At 42.9% G+C, this 21,963-nt stretch carries 15 protein-coding genes; 1 reads left to right on the top strand and 14 read right to left on the bottom strand.

Translation table 11 applies throughout. The features are described from left to right. The first annotated feature begins 735 nt into the window (after positions 1-735). Positions 736-2,109: a molybdopterin-dependent oxidoreductase gene (locus PAHA3_RS23520; protein WP_062837068.1), complete on the top strand. Its 1,374-nt coding sequence runs from the start codon at positions 736-738 to the stop codon at positions 2,107-2,109. 130 nt (positions 2,110-2,239) lie between these two features. On the opposite strand, the gene ligA is transcribed toward PAHA3_RS23520, so the two are convergent. From ligA to PAHA3_RS30975, 14 genes are all read right to left on the bottom strand, one after another. Continuing rightward, positions 2,240-4,255: an NAD-dependent DNA ligase LigA gene (gene ligA, locus PAHA3_RS23515; RefSeq protein WP_062837067.1), complete on the bottom strand. Its 2,016-nt coding sequence runs from the start codon at positions 4,253-4,255 to the stop codon at positions 2,240-2,242. Positions 4,256-4,378: 123 nt separating this feature from the next. Next, on the bottom strand, positions 4,379-6,733 hold the full coding sequence (pcrA, locus tag PAHA3_RS23510; RefSeq protein ID WP_062837066.1) for a DNA helicase PcrA: 2,355 nt from the start codon (positions 6,731-6,733) through the stop codon (positions 4,379-4,381). 529 nt (positions 6,734-7,262) lie between these two features. Continuing rightward, the gene (locus PAHA3_RS23505; RefSeq protein WP_062837065.1) at positions 7,263-7,958 is read right to left on the bottom strand and encodes a heptaprenylglyceryl phosphate synthase; all 696 of its coding nucleotides are present in this window, start codon (positions 7,956-7,958) and stop codon (positions 7,263-7,265) included. A 115-nt stretch (positions 7,959-8,073) separates the two neighbouring features. Continuing rightward, entirely contained in the window at positions 8,074-8,949 is an 876-nt protein-coding gene (locus PAHA3_RS23500) for a phosphatidylinositol-specific phospholipase C/glycerophosphodiester phosphodiesterase family protein (RefSeq protein WP_062837064.1), read from the bottom strand. 125 nt (positions 8,950-9,074) lie between these two features. Next, the gene (locus PAHA3_RS23495; protein WP_062837063.1) at positions 9,075-10,475 is read right to left on the bottom strand and encodes an undecaprenyl-phosphate glucose phosphotransferase; all 1,401 of its coding nucleotides are present in this window, start codon (positions 10,473-10,475) and stop codon (positions 9,075-9,077) included. After that, the gene (locus tag PAHA3_RS23490; protein ID WP_062837062.1) at positions 10,472-11,419 is read right to left on the bottom strand and encodes a glycosyltransferase family 2 protein; all 948 of its coding nucleotides are present in this window, start codon (positions 11,417-11,419) and stop codon (positions 10,472-10,474) included. The genes PAHA3_RS23495 and PAHA3_RS23490 overlap by 4 nt, the downstream gene beginning before the upstream one ends. A 133-nt stretch (positions 11,420-11,552) precedes the next feature. Beyond that, complete coding sequence (locus PAHA3_RS23485; protein ID WP_235599540.1) at positions 11,553-12,491, bottom strand: glycosyltransferase family 2 protein; 939 nt, start codon at positions 12,489-12,491, stop codon at positions 11,553-11,555. A 91-nt stretch (positions 12,492-12,582) separates the two neighbouring features. Next, a complete protein-coding gene (gene rfbD, locus PAHA3_RS23480) occupies positions 12,583-13,452 on the bottom strand; it encodes a dTDP-4-dehydrorhamnose reductase (protein WP_062837061.1) in 870 nt (289 codons plus the stop codon). Continuing rightward, a complete protein-coding gene (gene rfbB / locus PAHA3_RS23475) occupies positions 13,452-14,474 on the bottom strand; it encodes a dTDP-glucose 4,6-dehydratase (protein WP_062837060.1) in 1,023 nt (340 codons plus the stop codon). The genes rfbD and rfbB overlap by 1 nt, the downstream gene beginning before the upstream one ends. Positions 14,475-14,591: 117 nt before the next feature. Next, positions 14,592-15,140 (bottom strand): dTDP-4-dehydrorhamnose 3,5-epimerase, encoded by a 549-nt coding sequence (gene rfbC, locus PAHA3_RS23470; protein ID WP_062837059.1) that lies wholly within the window; start codon positions 15,138-15,140, stop codon positions 14,592-14,594. A gap of 63 nt (positions 15,141-15,203) precedes the next feature. Then, positions 15,204-17,882 (bottom strand): LTA synthase family protein, encoded by a 2,679-nt coding sequence (locus PAHA3_RS23465; RefSeq protein WP_062837058.1) that lies wholly within the window; start codon positions 17,880-17,882, stop codon positions 15,204-15,206. A gap of 54 nt (positions 17,883-17,936) precedes the next feature. Then, positions 17,937-18,815, bottom strand: a complete 879-nt coding sequence (gene rfbA / locus PAHA3_RS23460; RefSeq protein WP_062837126.1) for a glucose-1-phosphate thymidylyltransferase RfbA — start codon at positions 18,813-18,815, stop codon at positions 17,937-17,939. A 10-nt stretch (positions 18,816-18,825) separates the two neighbouring features. After that, positions 18,826-19,935: an acyltransferase family protein gene (locus PAHA3_RS23455; RefSeq protein ID WP_062837057.1), complete on the bottom strand. Its 1,110-nt coding sequence runs from the start codon at positions 19,933-19,935 to the stop codon at positions 18,826-18,828. Positions 19,936-20,001: 66 nt separating this feature from the next. After that, a complete protein-coding gene (locus tag PAHA3_RS30975; protein WP_062837125.1) occupies positions 20,002-21,939 on the bottom strand; it encodes a glycosyltransferase in 1,938 nt (645 codons plus the stop codon). Between the last annotated feature and the right edge of the window lie 24 nt (positions 21,940-21,963).

Genomic DNA, 21,963 nt, shown 5'->3' with positions numbered 1-21,963 from the left:
GCCAGGATCAAACTCTCCAATAAAGTATTGAAAAGAGCGATAAGCTCATTTTGAATCTGACGATTCATTGTGAATCAAAAGTTACTATCCATTTGTTCAGTTTTCAAGGAACTTGTATGTCCGTTTATGTTGACACTTTTCAACCGGACAGGAATCTTATCATATCATGTTAACTAACTTACTGTCAACACTTTGTTTTCGTCACCGTTCAAATCATTTCTACAATCATTCGTTTGAGGCGACAAGAAATAATATATCATGTTGTCATTTATTTAGCAAGCATTTTTAATTAACCTTATGACTATCTAACTTTTTCACCAGCGGCACCATGCCTCCAACCTATATTCGACACATGAACACATTATCTGGAACAAATCTAAGACACCCTTAATGTGTACTTCATGTCAAAGAAATGCATCATTTCTATATTACTCACTTCCATAACCATAAGTAATGAAATATCTAGATGAGGTCTAGCTAGGGCACCCGATCGGGATAACGATCCCTGCCCTACTACATGGTTTGAAGAAAGTGATCCAAAAACTCTATAATAAGGTATATAGATATAGGGATAAGGATAAGCAGTCAAGTGTACTACTTTCATAAGAAGTCATGAACAAACGTTTAACCATCTCACATGCACCTATACACAAATGACGCACTCCATTCACAGCTGGCTATTACATATCAAAGTTCTAAATAAACTCATTACTAACCTATATGGGGTGATCACACTTGAAACAATGGTTGAAGAACAGGCGTAAAGGTTACGGCAAAAAGTTGGTTTCCATCCATGCCTGGAATGCCTGGATTGTTGTAATCCTTGCTATATCGGGTCTTATGCTGGTAGGCGGTTTTTGGCGAGAGATACTCGGAATTGGACGTGTCTGGTTAAAATGGCTGCATATCATCGTTGGGCTAGCCATGCTGGCACCTGTTGTATATTACTTGATTTTAGCCGGAAAGCACTGGAAGCAACTTCGTAACAGACCTTGGCAAAGAGTGAACACCATCATTGTTCTTGCGCTGCTTGTCGGATGGCTACTCTCGGGTATTGTTCTATGGCAGTTCAAGCTAGCTGGACCTCGATGGTCGAATGCGGCACTGCTGATCCATGACCTGCTGACTTGGGTGGGCTTGCCTTATATTATCTATCACTCCATCACTCGGACCAAATGGTTAAAGGACCCTGCACGTCGTGCGGTTAAAACTACTACAACTTCAACACAAACTCAAGATACAGCTGATCCATCTGATTCAATATCGGATGAAAAAGAAACTCCGGCTGCTATATCTTCTTCCCAGTTTGATCGCAGTTCCGAGAGAGATCCCCTCAAATCAGAGGAGCGACCTCAACCGGTGTATACACGACGAGCTTTCATCCGTTCTGCTGTCGGCGTTGGCCTCGCCGTGACTCTTGGACCTACATTTATATCCTGGGTAGGGCGAAATCTCAAGATCGATAACAGTATTGATAGCATGCTAGAGAACGATCCTAACCGTATGGTTCCTTTGCCACAACCGTTGTCTGCCTCATCACCTCCCATTGGAGGCGGAGCTGAAGGTCATTTCCGTGTATATACGGTTACGCCTATACCTTCCTTCTCCAATGCAAACTGGTCTTTCCGAATTGACGGACTGGTTGAACGGGCACAGGTTTGGAACTGGGAACAGTTTGTGAAGCTCGCGCGTACCGTACAGGTTAGTGATTTTCACTGTGTAACGGGCTGGTCTGTATATAAGAATACCTGGGAAGGCATTTCTCTTGCTCAGCTTTTGAAACAAGCCGGGGTCAAACCGGAAGCTCATAGTGTTAAGTTTTATTCCGGTGACGGCGTGTATACGGATGCCATTACGATGGATCAAGCACAAATGGAAGATATTATGGTCGCTGTCATGCATGATGGCAAACCGATCCCTGCTGATCTTGGTGGTCCGGTACGGCTCGTCATTCCTCAGATGTATGCCTATAAATCAGTAAAATGGTTAAATCGCATTGAACTCATCGACAGCGAACATATCGGTTACTGGGAAGAGCGAGGGTATGATAAGGATGCATGGCTTACAGGCGCATCTCAACGCATCCCTAACAATTTAAGTGGATCATGATAAGATATAGATTGATGAGCGTTCATTCGTTGTATCAAATAATTCAATAAACAGCAAAAGCCCCCGATCACATATTCGTGTCTTCGGGGGCTTTCTGATATGAACTCTTTTGTTAATTCATCCTTTAACCCTAGGGATTCAAAAGACGAACAAGTTCGTCCTCATCCTCAATCGTTGGAATACCAAGATCATGGGCTTTGGTTAACTTACTACCTGCCTTCTCTCCGGCAATCACCAGATCTGTCTTTTTCGACACACTGCCGGTGACCTTCGCTCCGAGCGCTTCCAGTCTTTGCGTCGCCTCTTCCCGCGTCAGTTGGTGCAGGGTTCCGGTCAGTACGACGGTTTTGCCACTGAAGAAGGAATCTTCCACAACAGCAACGGCTGGTGCCTCAGGTGCCTGAGCTTTCACGCCTAAATTGAGCATTTTCTCAATTGCAGCCTGTGTAAACGGATCTGCAAAGAAAGTTACGATACTCTCTGCTACAATACCACCCACGTCGGGTAGTTCAACCAGCTCTTCCACGGTTGCATTCATAATGGCGTGCAGATCTCGATAATGATCCGCGAGCATGCGCGTAGTGGATTTACCTGTGTTCGGAATACCCAATGAGTATAAGAACGAAGCCAGGTCACGATCTTTACTGAGCTCCAACGCAGCGATAAGGTTGTTCGCTTTCTTTTCACCAAACCGCTCCAGCTTCACCAGGTCATCAAACTGTAACGTATACAGGTCAGCAGGCTCACGTACGTTCAATTCGTCATATAGCTGAATCGCTGTTTTCTCACTGAACGTCTCAATATCCATGGCATCCCGGGAAGCAAAGTGGGAAATACGTGCCACCGTTTGCGGTTTACACGCCAGTCTGTTGTTACAGAATAGATGCGCTCCACGTTGCTCCAGCGGGAATCCACATGACGGGCATTGCTCAGGGAAGACAATCTCCTCGCCATCACTCTCCTCAGTCACTTTACCCAGAATCTCAGGAATGACGTCATTGGAGCGACGGATAAAGACCCGTGTGCCCAAAGCGAACTTCAGATTTTTGCGCTCAATATCGCCGACATTGTTCAGAGTACAGTTCTGTACTGTTACCCCGGCAAGTTCAACGGGTTCTACCCGTGCCAGCGGAGTTACTTTGCCAGTACGTCCCACATTCCATACCACAGCGTTAAGAACTGTCGTGGTCTCTTCTGCTTCGAATTTATATGCTACCGCCCAGCGAGGGAACTTATCGGTATACCCTAGCACCTCGCGTGTGCGCATGTCTGTAATTTTGATAACAGCTCCATCGATCAGATAGTCCAGTTGCCCCCGGTTCTCTTGAATCGCAGCCAGTTGCTCCATCACATCATCAAACTCTTGGAAGTACGTGATGGATGGATTCACTTTGAAGCGGTTCTCACGCAAGAAGTCCATCATCTGCTGATGATTGGCAAACTGAATGTCATCCGAATAACCTACATTATAAAAATATGCATTCAACCGACGCTCAGCCGTCGCCTTCGGATTCAGGTTGCGGAGCGCTCCCGCTGCTGCATTACGCGCATTCTTGAGCGGCTCTGCAGCCGTCTCATTATATCGGTCCAGGACAGACAAATTCATAATGCCTTCACCCTGTACTTCAATCGTACCACTTGTGTAAGGAATTTTGAGCGGAACGGATCTGATCGTTCTCACCTGTGCCAAAATACCTTCTCCTACGGTACCGTTCCCTCGTGTAGAGGCTTGCACCAATTCGCCGTTGGTATACGTCAGGTTCAGCGTCAATCCATCAAACTTCAACTCAATGACATAACCCGGTTCCGGTAAAGGCGTATCGGGATTTTTACTGTTATAGTCATTAATCAGTTTCAGTACACGGGTATTCCAGCTGCGCAGCTGCTCAATATTCTGTGCTTTGTCCAGACTCCATAATGAGGATAAATGGCGATGAGGGGTAAACCCCTTGAGCAATTCGCCACCCACACGCTGGGTTGGAGAATCAGGCAGAACGATGCCACTTTCCTGTTCCAGCGTAACCAGTTCATCGTACAGAAGGTCATACTCCTTGTCGCTGATCTGTGGCTGATCCATCGTGTAGTACTGATAGTTATGCTGATTCAGCTCGGTAACGAGTTGCTCCATCCGGTGCATCGGGTCCATACAGGGCCATCCCTCCGTTAATTTGATCTATATATGTAGAACGAACCCTCCTATTGCGCGTGAACTCCGATAACAGAATAACTTTCTGTACTCTCCGTTATCGTGCAAAAGGAGGTTTCATTCTTATTCTACTTTGGTAATTGGGGCAAAGCCGGCAAGCAGACGTTTCACACCCACCGGAGCCGGGAAAGCAATCTGCAGTTCGGTATCATTACCTGTCCCTTTGACTGCAACAATCGTGCCTGTCCCCCATTTGCCATGCTGCACTTTGTCTCCTGCCTTGAATCCTGCTTCACCATTAGAAGCTACCGGCTTGGAAGCAGATGATGGCGTAGAGTATGTCGGACGGGAGGTACTCGTGGTCACACGCGAAGTTGGCGTGGATGAGGTAGCAGATGAACCGCTCTTGCTTTGGTGATCAAAGAGCTTGGTGCCACCACCGAAGTTACTTCCTCCACTAGAACCTAGTCCACGTCCACCATATGAGCCGCCTCCGCTACTGCCACGGCGGTAACGATCACGAGCCATGGAGGTGTCTTCCTTCAGCTCATCCGGAATTTCGTCCAGAAAGCGGGAAGGCGGATTCGCTGTGGTACGTCCAAACAACGTACGCATCTGGGCACACGACAGGAAGAGTTGCTCTTCTGCACGAGTAATTCCCACATAAGCAAGTCGGCGTTCTTCCTCCAGCTCTTCATTGTCCATAAAGGCACGGCTATGCGGGAAGACCCCTTCCTCCATACCCACGATAAAGACAACCGGGAACTCCAGACCTTTGGCGCTGTGCATGGTCATCAGGGTAACCGCGTCGCTCTGATCCTCTTCATCATCGTTCATGCTGTCGATGTCAGCAATCAATGCCAGATCGGTGAGGAACGACACGAGCGTTTTGTCTTCATTATTTTTCTCAAATTCCATCGTTACCGACAGGAACTCTTCAATGTTCTCCAGCCGTGCACGAGATTCGAGTGTGTTTTCATTTTGCATCTCAAGACGGTATTGACTCATCTCAAGAATCTTCTCGGTCAGTTCAGTGACAGACAGATACTCTACCATCTGATGCAACGCAGCGATCATGTCATAGAACTCCACCAGCGCATTCCGCGTACGGCCAGCAAAACCAAGATCGTCTACAACCTGAAGTACACGGAAAATAGAAATTCCACGCTCTCCTGCCGCAGCAGCCAGCTTCGCTACCGTTGTATCACCAATGCTACGTTTCGGTACATTAATGATCCGGGTGAGACTGATATCATCGTCGGGATTGGATAACAGGCGCAGATACGCCAGGATGTCCTTGATCTCTTTACGATCATAGAACTTGATACCGCCGACAATCTGATACGGAATATCAGACTTGATCAGAATTTCCTCTATAACCCGGGACTGGGCGTTAGTACGATACAAAATGGCATGGTTCTGATAGGATTTGCCGTTCTTCACATTTTTACTAATCTCGGAGGTAACAAAATACCCCTCATCATGCTCGGAATCCGCACGGTACACCTTGATCTTCGAACCGCCCTCTTTATCCGTCCACAGTTTCTTCGGTTTACGCCCTGTATTCAGCCCGATCACTTCATTCGCTGCATTCAGGATATTGGAAGTAGAACGATAGTTCTGCTCCAGCAAAATCGTGTTTGCTTCAGGATAGTCTTTCTCAAAGTTCAGGATATTGCTGATATCCGCCCCACGCCAGCGATAGATCGACTGGTCACTATCCCCTACAACGCAGATGCGGTGGTGGCTGTCAGCGAGCATGCGGCACAGCATGTACTGTGCACGGTTCGTATCCTGATACTCGTCCACGTGAATGTACTGGAATTTCTTTTGGTAAAAGTCGAGGACTTCCGGTACTTCCTTGAACAGTTGAATCGTCTGCATAATCAGATCATCAAAATCAAGTGAGTTGTTGGCTCTTAACCGTTTCTGATACATCTTATATATCTTCGCTACAATACCCTCGAAATAGTCTCCTGCCTGCTTCTCATATTGCTCCGGACTGATCAGTTCATTCTTGGCCGTGCTCATCATCGATTGAACTGCTTTGGGCTCGAATTTCTTCGTATCGATATTCTGATCTTTCATACAGCTGCGAATAACAGATAATTGGTCCGATGAGTCCAAAATACTGAAATTGGAAGTAAAGCCGATACGTTCAATATCACGGCGCAGAATACGCACGCACATGGAGTGGAAGGTGGATACCCAAATGTCGCGGCCTTGTGAGCCACCAACCAGTTGGGATACCCGGTCTTGCATCTCACGAGCGGCTTTGTTCGTAAAGGTAATCGCTAAAATACCCCACGGGGGTGCCTTCCGTGTTGCAATGAGGTAGGCAATCCGGTGTGTCAGCACCCGGGTCTTGCCGGAGCCCGCTCCGGCCATAATCAGCAGCGGGCCATCCGTCGCCTCGACGGCTTGCCGTTGAGGGGTGTTAAGCCGTGCAACGGCATCATGTATATTTACAGGTTGCATGCATGCATGCTCCTTTCGTTGGTTGGTCTATATAACAAAATTAATAGGTTACACTTGCCACTCCGATGACAGAATAATCTTCCGATCGCCGTTATTCCCAGATTTTTTAATTTACTTTTTCGAAGGTGAAAATCCGGTAATAAATGCGAGCACTTCGTTTCTCCAGCTTATTTCTGTCCTCTACGTTATCGTGTAAAAATTAGTTTAGCTTTAAATTTAAGGGCAGTAAAAATACAAGAGAGAACACTTTTTTCAGATTGCTTCTGCACTCTCCGTTTCTGTGTAAACATAGTCCCTGTATACGAATTTCTTAGTAAAAAAAGAACAAAATCAGATAATAGAAATATGCTTAGGATTTAGCTTTCTTACAGAAAGCTTTTAACGAGCATTTCGTTTCTCCAGCTCACTTCTTTCCTCTTCGTTCTCGTGTAAACGACATTACACTCATATAAGTTCTTAATTTAGTAAGGGCAAGGTTCTATTTTAACAGATCATAAGGGGATAATGGGGGATTGGTAAACTAAACCGATTAAATGGGTCCTTTCACGGCCAACACCGTCTCAAGAGCCTTATTCAAATCGCTGTACACAATATTGCCTACAACGATGGTATCTGCCACCTGGGCAGCTTGCGCGGCTTTCTCCGGATCATCAATTCCGCCTCCGTAGATGAGGTGTGCCCGATCCAGTTGTCTATATGTCTCACCAACAAGATCCATATCTCCGAACGTTCCGCTATACTCCATGTATACGATTGGCAGATTGAGTAGACGCTCCGCAGCCTGGGCATATGCCACCGCAGCTCCTGTCGTCAGTTCCGTATCTGCACCAGTCAACCGCGCTACCGTGGAGTTTGCATTAAGCACAATATAACCCTCAGCAATCAGCAGATCCCAAGGGATAAGATAACCGTAACGCTCTATGGCCTGCTGGTGGTGCCCAATCATCCATTTGCTGTCCGTTGCATTGAGGACCATTGGGATCAGATATCCGTCAAAGCCGGGAACAACAGCCTCCAGATCAGATACTTCAAGTACACAGGGCAACTCATAACGACGCACACGGGACATTAGGTCTACCGTGTTATCATAGGTAATTCCGGAAGATCCGCCGACGATAATTGCATCGGTCCCCGACATGCAGACCAGATCGAGTTCTTCGTCCGTAATCTCCCGGTCCGGGTCAAGCTTAAATACATGTCTCCACTGCTTAATCATGTCTATCAACGAACATTCCTCCAGAGGTTCTTCTGCATCCTAGAAAGCTTGTAAACTAAGTCTAAGTCAGCAGACAGTGAGTGTCAACGTTCGTATAAAAAGGGGAACAGAAAAACATGAATTTTTACGGTTTCCAGGCAAAGCGTGTGTTCATTTCATCCAACTCCTGCTCTGTCAACACGTCCGAGTACACCCCGTACACGCCCCATTTCTCATAGTTAGCCACCTGTTCAGTGTCATTGATGGTATGCACATAGGTGACTGAGCCTGCACTATTCAGCTTGGCTACAAAATTCTGGTTTACTTTATATTCCGGCATAGTCACGGCATCAATATCATTCTTTTGTACAAAATCAACAACCTGATCTTCTGTATCCTGTGTAGCATATAACGTATAGATAATGGAAGGGAATGGATAGACTTCTTTCACCGTTTCAAGCATCGGTTCGTTATAGATCTGTACAACCACCCGATCCAGCACGGAGGGATCATGTTCTTTGGCTGCATCCACGAGGGATCTTAACACTTGCTGAATATCCTCATCCTTCTGTTCCTTGGTGTCGGTTACGATATACATATCCGGGTACTGAGCCAGTACATCTATAATGCCATCGGCATCCATGGGTTGGTACATACCCAAAATAGGCGTATTCATGAACTCATCATGTGTCAGCGCCCCGGCCTGTTTTTCCTCGGGAAGCTCTTGATCCTGTCCCAACATTTTACTCATATTAGCGGTCCACTCATGTCTCGCTACGGCTTTGCGATCCGAGGTCAACATAAAGTCGATCTCAAATACACGTGTGCCTTTCTCATAATTGGCGATCATCGCTTCATAGGCGTTGGTATATGGTTGATCACGAATGCTGCCCATCGCATGGGCGATTAATCTATAAGCGGTAAATCCGTCCCGTTGTTCCTCACTCTCGCTTTCATAGGCGAAAAAGAGTGTGCCCACGGTAACGATCAGTAGTATTAACACGGCGGCAATGCGTTTCATATCACATTCACATCCTCAGTACCTTTTTGTTAGCTAACTACCCGAATTGAGGAGGTGTAAAACAAAACAGCCGTCCGGAGGCGGCTGTTAAATGGTGGGTGCAGGGTTCACATGAATTATGAATCTTAATAAGCATTCTTAAGACCTTTGCGAATGGTTTCCCATATGATTTTAATATCAAATAATAAAGACCAGTTTTCAATGTAAAAGATATCTTGTTCAATTCGATCCTCAATCGAGGTATCTCCTCGTAATCCCTTGCTCTGTGCCAATCCTGTAATTCCTGGCCGGACATGGTGTTTGATCATATATTTCGGTATTTCGTCTCGGAATTGATTCACGTAGTACGGACGTTCCGGCCTAGGGCCAACTACACTCATATGACCTAATAAGACGTTGAAAAATTGAGGTAACTCATCTAGGCTTGTGCGTCTTATAAATGTGCCAAAAACGGTTCGACGCGGATCATCCTTAGTGGACCATCCAGTGTCTATTGTGGCCTCAGGAATGACTTTCATTGAGCGGAATTTGAACATCATGAAGTTGCGTCGGTTAAGTCCAACTCGCTCTTGTTTGAAGATGACTGGCCCGGCAGAAGTCAACCGTACTCCTACCGCGACAACGAGCATTACCGGAGAAGTTAACAGAATGGCTACTAGCGAGAAAACAATATCAAAAGTTCGCTTCATCAGACGATTAAAAGCAATGTCGAGCGGAATGTCGCGAACGTTAATCATGGGCATACCTGCAAAGTTATCGAAATGCGGCCGTGCTGGCAAGTAATCAAAAAAATCAGGAATGATTAGAGTTCGAACTCCTGCCTTCTCACACACATTGATGATATTCGAATACTTATCGTGAGCATCCAGAGGTAAAGCCAGAATGACTTCATCTACAAGATGCGTAGACAAGAACTCTTCCAGTTCGTCTATTCGGCCGAGAATAGGTTTGTATCTTTTCTGTTCACTCTCATCCCAGTGACGATAATCATCCATAAATCCAGTTACTTCGTATCCAAGTTCGGGATAATTTCTAAGGTTATCATAGAAACGTTTACCTAGTGATCCAGCACCAAGGATGAGCACAAACTGACGGTTAAATCCTTTTTTACGCAAGCGTTTCAGTTGTACTTTCACTATATAACGATAGAACAGTGTGAATGATACATTGCCAATCATATACATGGCGAGATATGCACGAGAGATATTTACTTCCTTGAAAAAGAACATCAGACTCAGCAGCATGAAGAAGGCTATGCCATGAGATTGGAGAATTTTCCAAAGTTCGTCTACAAATCGTTTTTTCCGCTTGGCTATATAAAGAGAGGACATCAGTCCTGTGATAATGGCAAGTACTGCGTAAACCAAGCTCCACATCATATATTTCTCTATAGGTAGTGGATTTTGGTTCGTTAACAGGTCACTCTCAAATTTCAGCCACCAGGCCAGCAAGAATGAAAGCTGAATCACGCCAAAATCAGCCGCAATATACAATTGGGTTAGGAATCGTTGATTACGCCGAATCATGGGTTCACCTCGGAAGATGCTTCATTCTCCGCTCTCAGGCGGGTTTCAGTCCGCACTTGACGGGAAGGAGGAGACAACTTGCTGCGTAATAAAGATAACGTAAACTTGAGTGAAATCCCCATCCACACAGCTGCATTCGTGAGTAGATTGTACTTCTTCGCGTAGTGTTTACGGTGGAACACCCACATCGCTCTATGAAACTCATACGTTATTTTCAAAGGTTTACGACGAGCACTGCCGCCCTTGTAGTGCACAATATATGTACGCGGATAATAAAAAATGCCCCATCCCGCTTCTTTGATGCGATAACACCAGTCAATATCTTCTCCATACATAAAGAACGTCTCATCCAACCCGCCAACCTGGTCAATCGTCTCACGCCGCACTAGCATGAACGCACCAACAAGACAGTCTACCGGATATTCATCATCCGGGCTTAAATGTCCCAGTTGATATTGATTAAACTTCGGCCGATCAGGGAAAAGACGAGAAATACCGAATGCGTAATAAAATGACGCTGACGGAGTAGGAAATCCACGCTTACAAGCCTTATCCAAGGAGCCATCAGGAAGAATCACTTTGCAGCCAGATGCTCCCATCTCAGGATGGCGATCCATGAAGTAGATCATGGTGTGGAGTGTATCAGGCTGGACAACCGTGTCAGAATTGAGGAGGAGAATATAGCGTCCTTTGGCTAATTCCATTCCTTGATTATTGGCTACGGCGAAACCTGTGTTGTTTTGATTAGCTATAAGTTGGACGTCCGGGTACACCTCACGAATCGCTTCCACCGAACCATCATGAGACGCATTGTCTATAACAATAACTTCGTATTTGTAAGAGGTTTGGGATGCATACATCGATGCCAGACAGTCCAATGTTAGCTGGCGCGTATTGAAGTTGACGATGATGATGCTGACGTCAAGGAGGTACGTATTATTCATTTTCGATGCCTCCCGTAAAGGAGTATCTGTTGATTGAAGCATTTTAAAAACTCCTGACGTTATTTCTATGTTTATCTATTGAAAGTATAGCATATTATGGGCGGATGAGTGGAATCCAAGGCAATATCTCGATTTATATTTTCCTCAACACGTATATAAGCTTAAGAACAACGTCATCTAAAAATGCCTGACGGTAAAAAGGCATTTTTACCGCATAACCAATTCTTTTAACTGCACTGCAATCCAGTTGGTTTAGAAAATGTTGCAAGTTCTTTTGCTGCTGAGTAGATAACTTATCCCTATAGATTTCCAAGAACAATCTCGCTTGTTTACTCAAAATTGAATGATTCTTTCCATTCACGAAACGGTCCCACCTATTCTTCCATTTTATAAACCATTTATCATTGCTCCCGCCAAGAGCATTCCCTTGATGTTGCCGATACAAAATAGTTGGCTTTTCATCAAATATCACTTCACCAAAGGTGCTAACAAAAAGATATATCCACCAATCATGCATAATGATGTAGGTTAGATCAGACGGGGCATTCGCCCTGATCTGCTCGAATGTGACTGGGTTCAAGACCATGGTACAACCAACACAACAGTTTTCTACCAGAGCATTATACATGCTGAGCGGCTTTGAAGGCAGATGCGGCCATACGTTCAGATGATTCAAATTCTGATCTACCATCTGTGTAGAAGAACAATACATCAATGGCACGCCCGATGGTCTGGATTGCAATTTCTCTACAGCTCTACTCAGTTTATGCGGTAGCCACACATCATCCTGATCACAGAATGCGTAAAAGTCGTATATTGGTTGCATTAGACTCATTAATTCAAAAAAGCTCCCGATTACACCTAAATTTTCCCCTTCAATCATACGAATCTGGTCCGGATATGCCTTGGCATACCCACGAATCTTCTGGACAGTTTCATCGGAAGAACCATCGTCCCTGATATCAATGTGGAGATCTACCTGACTCTGTGCAAGAAGGCTTTCGAGTTGTTCATCAATATACTTTGCTCCGTTATATGTAGAAAGCATGACACATACTTTAGGTTCGTTCACGTTTCACCTCAAAAATTAACTTTTCTTCATTATATACGAAAACTCCCGCCCAGAAATACCAGAGCGAGAGTTACCTAATAGGACGTTATAATTATTTAGTTTCTGACAAGGAAAAAATAAAATCTTTTAGTCCGTCCCGCCATGGGCGGAGATCCGTCAAGCCATTTGTCCGAATGGACATGTGGTCCATAACTGAATTGACGGGCCTAGGAGCCGGTCTGGGGAACTGTTCGGTTGTGCAAGGTTCCAATTTTGCTTGAATGGATACCCCTCCAGTGGTTTGAGCCTCCTCAAATATAGCCTGAGTAAATTCATACCATGTACAGGTACCACTATTAGAGGCATGATATATTCCATACATTTCTGTAGTCATGAGTTCCATAAGGAATCCCGCCAAATCTAAAGTATACGTAGGCGATCCTTTTTGATCATGGACAACCTGCAATTTTGGTTTTTCCTGGCCCAGCTTCAACATCGTTTTGACAAAATTATTTCCGTGAAGTCCGTAAACCCAAGACGTTCGTACAACGAACCATTTGGAGGACAAAGATTGTACCAGCCACTCTCCGGCACGCTTGGATTTGCCGTATTCGCTTTGCGGATTCGTGTCATCGTATTCTTGATAAGGATCTACCGATTTACCATCAAATACATAGTCGGTACTAATATAGATAAGCTTGGCTCCAGTTTTTTCTGCCGCTACAGCAACATTGCGCGTTCCCACAGCATTCACCTTATACGCACCATCGATATCGGTCTCTGCAGCATCTACCGCCGTATATGCTGCACAATGAATGACCACTTCAGGATGAAATGACGAGACTACTTCATTACACTGTGCCTGATTGGTAATATTCATTTGATCCCGATCACAAGCAAGAACAGAATGTCCCTCATTCTCCAAAAGAAGAACGACATCACGTCCCAATTGTCCGTTTGAACCCGTAACCAATACCTTCATTACTTATCGTCTCCCAATCGAGATCCGTATTGCTTGGCATAGTACTGTTGATACACCCCGGACTGAATACGGGTCCACCATTCCTTGTTATCCAGATACCATTGAATAGTTTCTTTGATACCAGTTTCAAATGTATACTTTGGCTTCCAGCCGAGTTCGGACATCGTTTTTGTCGGGTCGATGCCGTATCTGCGGTCATGTCCAAGCCGATCCTGTACGTATTTGATAAGGGATTCTGGCTTACCGAGTTGCTCCAGAATGGTTTTCACAATGTGCACGTTAGTTCGCTCGTTATTGCCACCAATATTGTATACCTCACCATTACGCCCCTTATGGATAACCAGATCAATTGCGCTGCAGTGGTCCTCTACATATAGCCAATCCCGAATGTTCAATCCGTCACCGTAGACTGGCAGAGCCTCATCATTCAACGCACGTGAAATCATAAGTGGGATCAGTTTCTCCGGGAATTGATAAGGACCATAATTGTTGGAGCAGCGTGTGATGTTCACAGGTAAGCCAAAGGTCTCATGATAGGCACGCACGAGCAAGTCCCCGCCGGCCTTCGATGCGGAGTAAGGACTGTTTGGCTGCAAAGGTGTCTCTTCAGTGAAGAGTCCTGTCTCTCCCAGTGAGCCGTACACTTCATCGGTGGATACCTGCACAAATTTGGTTATACCATACTTCTTAGCAGCATCTAGCAACACCTGAGTTCCCAGTACATTGGTCTTCACAAATACCTCAGGTTCCAAAATACTCCGGTCTACATGTGATTCAGCGGCAAAGTTGACAACTACATCAATCCCTTGCTGCATCAGTTGATCAATGGCATGGACATCCGTAATATCAGCCTTTACGAAAGTATGATTGGGATTTTGCTCGATGGATTTCAAATTCTCCAGATTTCCCGCGTAGGTAAGCGCATCTATATTGATAATCTTATAATCTGGATGCTGCTGGAGCATATACATAACAAAGTTACTGCCGATAAAGCCGGCGCCGCCGGTGACGAGAAGTTTCATAAAGCCCTCCTAAAATAACTCTTTGATATATACACTTATAGTATGTCTCGTATGCGAATAAGGCGCACACATAAGCGGATTATTTATCGATTTAATGTGTACAAAGAGTCACTATGTCTAATCAAAATTCAGCTCAGCATCCGCCAATAATGGATGTCTTTGATCCTTATCGGAAAGGATTGGGTTTGAAGTCGGCCAATCAATTCCAAGTGACGGATCATTCCACAGAATTCCTCGATCGTTCTCTGGGGAATAGTATTCATCCACCTTATATAATACCTGTGTGTTAGGGACAAGTGTACAGAAGCCATGCGCAAATCCCTTAGGAACAAGTAGCTGCCGTTGATTATGCTCACTTAAGATTACCCCTACCCATTGACCGAACGTTGGAGAGCTTTTGCGCACATCTACAATGACATCGTAGATTGCACCTGATAGTACACGAATAAGCTTGGTTTGAGCTTTGGGGTTGAGTTGGTAATGCAAGCCTCTAATTACACCAGTTTCCACAGATAAAGATTGATTGTCTTGTATAAATGAATAATTTACGCCGTTATCCTTCATAATCTGATCATTGTAGCTCTCCATGAAAAAACCACGATGATCTCCATGAACCTTTGGCTCAAGAATTTTTGCACCTTCAAGTTTTAGAGCGGTAACCTTCACTTGAATTCCTCCTTAGTCTATATCCCTACACAAACGATTAAACACTGCACAGATTAACTACAATTATTCCAATTTAATTTTAATGTCTGTTCTGATTAAAGTATCTGAAATCTCAAACAGTTTACTGATCTCGTCGAGATAAGGTGCACATACATTCGAGTCCGTAGCTTGCCCAGCCGCTAGGTTAGCACACACATTCGTACTATATACTACACCATCCGTTACAAAGCTTCCATCTCTCGCAGGAACAACACGATCTTCAAGCTCTTCTCCGAAAAGATTGGAACCCATAAACAGATACTCCTTTGGATCAATACCTAGTAAATGCAGAAGAGTCGGTGTAATATCTAAATGACCTGAATTCAATTCACTTTTTCCAATCACATCACTATTAGGTACATGCAGAATAAGTGGTATCTTATCAGCAAGTTTATTAATCTGTACTGGGGACCCCACCAAATCCAGAATTTCTTCCCCTGGAATTCCTGCGTCATGATCACCATATATAGCAATCATCGTATTGTCATAAAGCTGTGCGTCCTTTAGTTCTTCAACCAGTATACCAATTGCGCTGTCAGCATAGTGAACAGAGTGTAAATAATTCCCCAGCAGGGTCCCATCCAATTCTCCTAGCTCCAGTACTTTCTCGCTTTCTGGAACCACATCATACGGATGATGATTGCTTAGCGATATCAGAAATGCGAAGAATGGCGATTGGATCTCCGTTATTTTATGGACTGACTGTCTGAAGAACTCTTTATCTGAAAGTCCCCAGCCCACATAGTCATTCAATTCAAAATTATCCTCGAAATTGGTTACTTCAAAGCCGTAATTCTCATGGACTGCTTTTCTATTCCAGAATGAGCCTTTATAAGCATGAGCTGAAAATGTGCTGTACCCGTTCTCCAACATGATTTTCGGTAAAGTGTCGACTTGAGTATGCGGATATCTGAAATTTATAGTTCCTTCTCTAAGCGGATAAAGTGATGTTAAGGCCGTTAATTCACCGTCTGAAGTTCGGCCTCCATATGTCTGATCATAAAAATTATCAAAGTAATAACCTTCTTGCAGTAGCTTATTCAGGTTCGGAGTGATCTCTTGGCCATTAACTTTTAGTCCAACTACAAAAGCTTGTAAAGATTCCTCCTGTAGCAGGATTACATTTTTCCCCTTGGCTGTCCCAAAATAAGTTTGCCCTGGATAGTACGTTTTGTGTTCTTTAAACCAATCCTTTATCTCTGATTTCTGAGAGGTAGATAATGATGGTTTATTCCTAAGAAGATTAGCATACTGATATAGATCATAAAGGTGATAATTAAAAATTCCAAGCCGACTAGCGACCTCTTGATTGGAGAAGGTTTGTTTGTAAATATTTGTATCATCATGTATGATTTTAGTCAAATGAGTGGTAAGGATTAGGATAGCAAGAATACCACATACCCATTTGAACAGTTTTGTATTTATTGTAATTGTCTTTGTAGGTGGGTGACTTATGAAGAACAACACACCTATTACAAGTAGAGGATCCATAAAAAACAAAATGTCTTCAAGCTTGAGCAATTCTCTTATGCTATCGCCCAAACTGGTCGTTTGTTGAATATAATCTAACATAACAATAGATGTTACATCATTGAAATAGCGCAAGTATACAATATCTGTGAAAATAACAAAAGACATCAAAACATTTATAAATATAATGATTGAGTAACGGAGGTACCGATTCGTTATCCAGGAAGCGATTAAAAGAATCAACCCTAACACAGCTGCCGTACTCAAGATATTGATTATATAAGTTTGGTGACCAATAGCTTGTGAGAACATCCAGGATTTCATAACTACACTAGCAACAAACCAAATATTTAAGCTAAGAACAATCCCTAACTGAACTTTACCATTATCCTTAATTCTTTGTCTGAATTTAATAAATATAACTATCCAAGCTATCAGAAATAGCCCTAAAATAGATCCTATATAATATTTAAAAAAACTAGCCTTTTGCTCAAAATTATGTTCATAGAATAAGAGTTCTTCTCCTCGATCCGTTACAAACATGAATTTTAGAGTATGATAGCCAGTCTCCAAATTTTCTATGTTTAGCGTGTAATCAAACCCACTATATTCAGCATAGCTTTGATCAGGGAAAACCTGTTGAACATCTCGACGTTGAATTCCCGATTTTGCATTCCCCATCAAGCTATCATCAAGAAATACTTTAACTTCATGGATATCCCTGCTTGTGAACACCCAGCCAGAGAGATTAAGATTCTTTTTCCCGTTTTTATTCACAATAGTCGGCAATACTCCACTTTGAAAGTTCAACTGGTTAGAGAACTGTACTTGAGTAACTGAAGTCTCTTCTCCAAGAGAATTCAATACTCTTACTTCTAATGTATGCTCACCCATAGTTAAGTCGCTTACTGAATAGCTTCCCGAGAAGCCACTGGTCCCTGCATACTTATGATCAGGGAAAGCAACTAAAAGATCTGGCCGACTCAAGCCATATTGAACGTCAGGCTGCTTTTGTCCATCTATGTAGATATTCACTTGTGAAATTCCTGCACCGGTTGTATCAAAAGCCCAGCCAGAAACGGACATTTCATCCGTAAACACACCTGATTCCGCATCTGGGCTGTCCAGTGCACCTATATAATTCGCTGAGGAGTCAACTGGTGAAGCCAGCATGACCCCTGTTAAGCATACAATTGTACTAAGGTATATCCTAATAAGTTTGATGTAATTCATTATTTAATAATATCCTTTCAGATTCCTCTTCTCTCCAACCTTTCCTAGATCGCTTTATTCCTCTATAGCTCGGTTTACAATATCCAATAGATATTGTCCGTATGCATTCTTTTTGAGCGGTTCAGCAAGCTTACGTAATTGTCCCGTTGATATGTATCCATTTCTGAATGCAATCTCTTCAAGACAAGCTACTTTTTGATTCTGCCGTCTCTCAATGGTCTCAATAAACTGTGAGGCCTCAAGCAAAGATTCATGTGTTCCCGTATCCAACCAGGCAAATCCTCTACCCAATAAGGTCACATTAAGTTCATTGGCCTGTAAATAGGCATTATTGATATCAGTAATTTCCAGCTCACCGCGTGGAGAAGGTTCGATCTTTTTAGCAAATTCAATAACTCTATTGTCGTAGAAATATAGACCAGTTACTGCATATGATGACTTGGGTTTTTCCGGCTTTTCCTCAATGGATATTGCTTTTCCTTCCTTATTGAATTCTACAACTCCGAATCGTTCTGGATCTTTAACATTATAGCCAAATACAGTTGCTCCATGAGAACGCTCCGAGGCTTCCTTCACCAATTTCGTTAAACCATGTCCGTAGAAGATGTTATCCCCTAGTATAAGAGCAACACTGTCATCGCCAATAAACGACTCTCCTATAATGAATGCTTCAGCAATTCCATTAGGTGAGCTTTGGATTTCATAGGTTAATTGAATTCCTAGCTCTGATCCATCTCCCAATAATTGTTGGAATCGTGGTGTGTCCTCTGGTGTAGATATAATAAGTATTTCCCGAATACCAGCCAGCATCAATATAGATAAAGGATAGTATATCATTGGCTTGTCATAGATCGGAATCAATTGCTTAGAAATTGATCTAGTTAAAGGATATAGACGTGTTCCACTTCCACCAGCTAAAATTATTCCTTTCAAATAATCCACTTCACCCTTCTCTTGTCGTTTTCTTCTTATAATCCAGCAAACGTTGCCCTAAACGAATACCAGGCTGTTCAATGAGGTAGTACGCCAGAACAGAACCAACCACAATGACTAGAAATGAAATCACACTGCTTACCAGGAACCAAATGGCTGAATTAGGCATTAATGAGCCTATAAATTCATACAAACCCATACGCTGAAGCAGCACAATGGCAATAGGGTTTAATAAATATAATCCGTAGCTTGTACGTCCTAATAGTCTTGTAAAAGGGTTATTTAATAGTTTAGAAAACCCGATGTAGGCAGAGCTCATTAGAGTAAAAAATAGCAAGCAGCTTACAATGTCTTTAGGAATATATCTTTCCAAGATAACAAACAGTGAAACAGATGCAATAAGAATAATGATGTCGAGATTTTTTAGCCAAGCGCATTTAGCTTTAATGATTTCTATATAAGGTCGGCATATAAAAACCAAAGCACCCAAGAGAAAATAAACAAAGTGCTTCATTATACTCATATAGTCCAGACTTGAATCTGCCTGAACAACCGCTGCAGTTAAAGAGGAATAACCTACAGAAATCATCAAAAAGGCAACAAACACTGTAATGAGTAACTTTTTCGACCTTGTAGTTAATACTACCAAAGGAAAACATAGATAGAAGACCCACTCAATTCCTAAAGACCATCCTGCCCAAACAATACTCTGATGCTGTGAAGGTACCAGTTGGAACATAAAAGTCATATTTAAGATAATATTAGATAAGCTATATTTTGCTCCCCATACATAAAATGCCTCTATAAGATAAACTACTAACATTACATAGAATAGTGGCGCAAGGCGGAAATATCGTCTAACATAAAATTTTTTTAAATTTTGTTCATCAAAAATCTTGGTAGAGTACCCATATAATAACGAAAATGCACTAATTGCAAAAAATAGTGGTACTCCTATCCCAAGATAATTAGATATTTGGTCGACCAGAGGTATTACACCTTGGAAGCCACCTAAGGCCCACATGTGGTAAAGAACGATTGCAGATGCTGCAATCCCCCGCAATACTTCAATTTCATCTAGTCTATTGAGCCTCTTGTTGTCAATGTTAGCTAAACCCAAGTATAACACCTCTTTGCATCCCACGAGCAACTCAATCCAATATGGAGAGCTTCACTCTACAGGTAATTAATTTAGCTTTAAATATTCTTGAAGAAACACTCGATATTCATTCACCTTGTTCTGGATTGTCGGTGTAACCTCATAACGAGCCATGATGTAGTCCTGCATCTTCACAACCTCATTGTAATGCAATCGGTTATTCTCACTAATAGTGACACTATTTAAATGTCTTCTGTGATAGTTAAGTGATTGTTCATTAAAGTAGATATTCCCCTTCTCCAACAACCAGGTATAGAAGAGCCAGTCACCCGCAATCTTATATTCTAGCAGTTCTCCCAGTATCTCTTGAATATCAAACTTCTTAAACACAGTGCCCGAGACATTTGGAATAGCATTTTTAATGACCAGACTTTCACTGATTTCTTTCTTCCCATCATTCAAGTAACTACTTTTCCACTTCAACGGATCCAAATCATGAGTATAATCCAGATAATGATCGACCAGTATATGGCCATAACTATCCATTTGTTTGGATTGAGTGTATCCCATGACTACAGATGAATCTTTATGAAAGCCTACTGTAACCTTTTCAAGAAACTCAGGTGATGCTAGGTCATCCGCTTCAGCCATCCATATATAGTCTCCAGATGCCTCGCCTATCCCTTTAGACCATTGCTTGAATACAGATCCAGAATTCTGTGAGTTTAGTAGTTTGACTACTCTGATTTCTCTGTTTGAAGAAAATTCTTCTATCAGTTGAGCACTTTTGTCCTTAGAGCAGTCATCCAGTAATAACAGCTCATACAGAGGATAGGTCTGCTTCTCAATTGTATCCAGACGTTCCGGCAGATAGCGCTCATAGTTGTAGTTAGGTAATACTACACTGACCTTCTTAAATTCATGCCCTAGCAAATGAAGAAGCTCATAGACATAATCCATAAAATAGTGCTGTTTCTCCACTAACTCACGACCGAATTGTCCCTTTTTAGCTAGCTGTTCACGATTGTTAATCAGATCAATAACCTCTGATGTCATGCCAGATGTGTCTAGAAAATCAACTAATTTCCCCGTATTCTCATTAACAATATCGCTAAATCCACCAGCATCCTTAAATCCAATCACAGGTACACCAACGTTCATAGCTTCCATGACTACAGAAGGGAATGGATCCTCCCTTGAAGTCAGTAGATACAGGTCAGCTCCGGCGTAATATAAATCCACCTCAGGTGTAGCTGGGACGAAAACCACGTTTTCCTTAAGTCGGTCAGGGATTGAGCTCATTACATCGGGATTACAATTGCCTACCCATACGAATATGATATCGGAGTTGCTATCATTAACCGATGTAGCAACTTCGCAGAACAGATCAATCCCTTTTCTTAAGTCAGCATAGCCTACTCCAAGTACTACACTAGCCTGATCTGGGAGATTCAAAGTCCTTCTTAGCATCTCACGAGCAGTCCGATTGTCGTTCTTATACTTGTTGTTCTTATAAAGTCCCTGCGGCAAAATAATCGTTTTTTCTTGGTCTAGCCGATAGACTTCCTCGCTAAATTTCTGACTGACATAGTCGGAAGGAAAGATTACCTTCTCTGAGAAAGTCGCAATTTGTTCTGCTCTTTTCTCTGCCTTATACCGCTTTATAACACCTGGAAGTTCATGAATCATCGATATTGTCTTTATCCCATTATAGTGGAATACTTCCACAAAACCGCCAGATATCACAGTGTTAGAAATAGCAACTTTATAATTTTTCAGAGACAAGCGTTTAATTAACTTTTCCGTTTCCTGTTTATTATCTGTTGGATGCAGTACATGAACGTTAGCATACTTTTTGAACTCAGTAAGTAGAATTCCACCTTCTTGACAGATCATTTCAATATTGTAGTTAAAATTTTGCTTTAAAGCTTTAATAATGTGCAACGATAGGAGTTGCGCTCCATTAAAGTGTGCATCATGGGATACAAAAACGATATTTCTCTCAAACTCTTGATTCGTTTCCACTATCGATTCTCTTGTAGCTTCCAA

The organism is Paenibacillus amylolyticus, assembly GCF_001570725.1.
Taxonomy (GTDB): Bacteria; Bacillota; Bacilli; order Paenibacillales; family Paenibacillaceae; genus Paenibacillus; species Paenibacillus amylolyticus_A.
This window is presented reverse-complemented; position numbering and strand designations above follow the sequence as displayed.

Excerpts from the sequence above, each read along its gene's own strand:
- PAHA3_RS23490 (WP_062837062.1), bottom strand. The coding sequence starts at position 11,419 with ATGAATAATACGTACCTCCTTGACGTCAGCATCATCATCGTCAACTTC.
- rfbD (WP_062837061.1), bottom strand. The coding sequence starts at position 13,452 with ATGAAGGTATTGGTTACGGGTTCAAACGGACAATTGGGACGTGATGTC.
- ligA (WP_062837067.1), bottom strand. The coding sequence starts at position 4,255 with ATGGACCCGATGCACCGGATGGAGCAACTCGTTACCGAGCTGAATCAG.
- PAHA3_RS23465 (WP_062837058.1), bottom strand. The coding sequence starts at position 17,882 with ATGAATTACATCAAACTTATTAGGATATACCTTAGTACAATTGTATGC.
- PAHA3_RS23500 (WP_062837064.1), bottom strand. The coding sequence starts at position 8,949 with ATGAAACGCATTGCCGCCGTGTTAATACTACTGATCGTTACCGTGGGC.
- pcrA (WP_062837066.1), bottom strand. The coding sequence starts at position 6,733 with ATGCAACCTGTAAATATACATGATGCCGTTGCACGGCTTAACACCCCT.
- PAHA3_RS23495 (WP_062837063.1), bottom strand. The coding sequence starts at position 10,475 with ATGATTCGGCGTAATCAACGATTCCTAACCCAATTGTATATTGCGGCT.
- rfbB (WP_062837060.1), bottom strand. The coding sequence starts at position 14,474 with ATGAAACTTCTCGTCACCGGCGGCGCCGGCTTTATCGGCAGTAACTTT.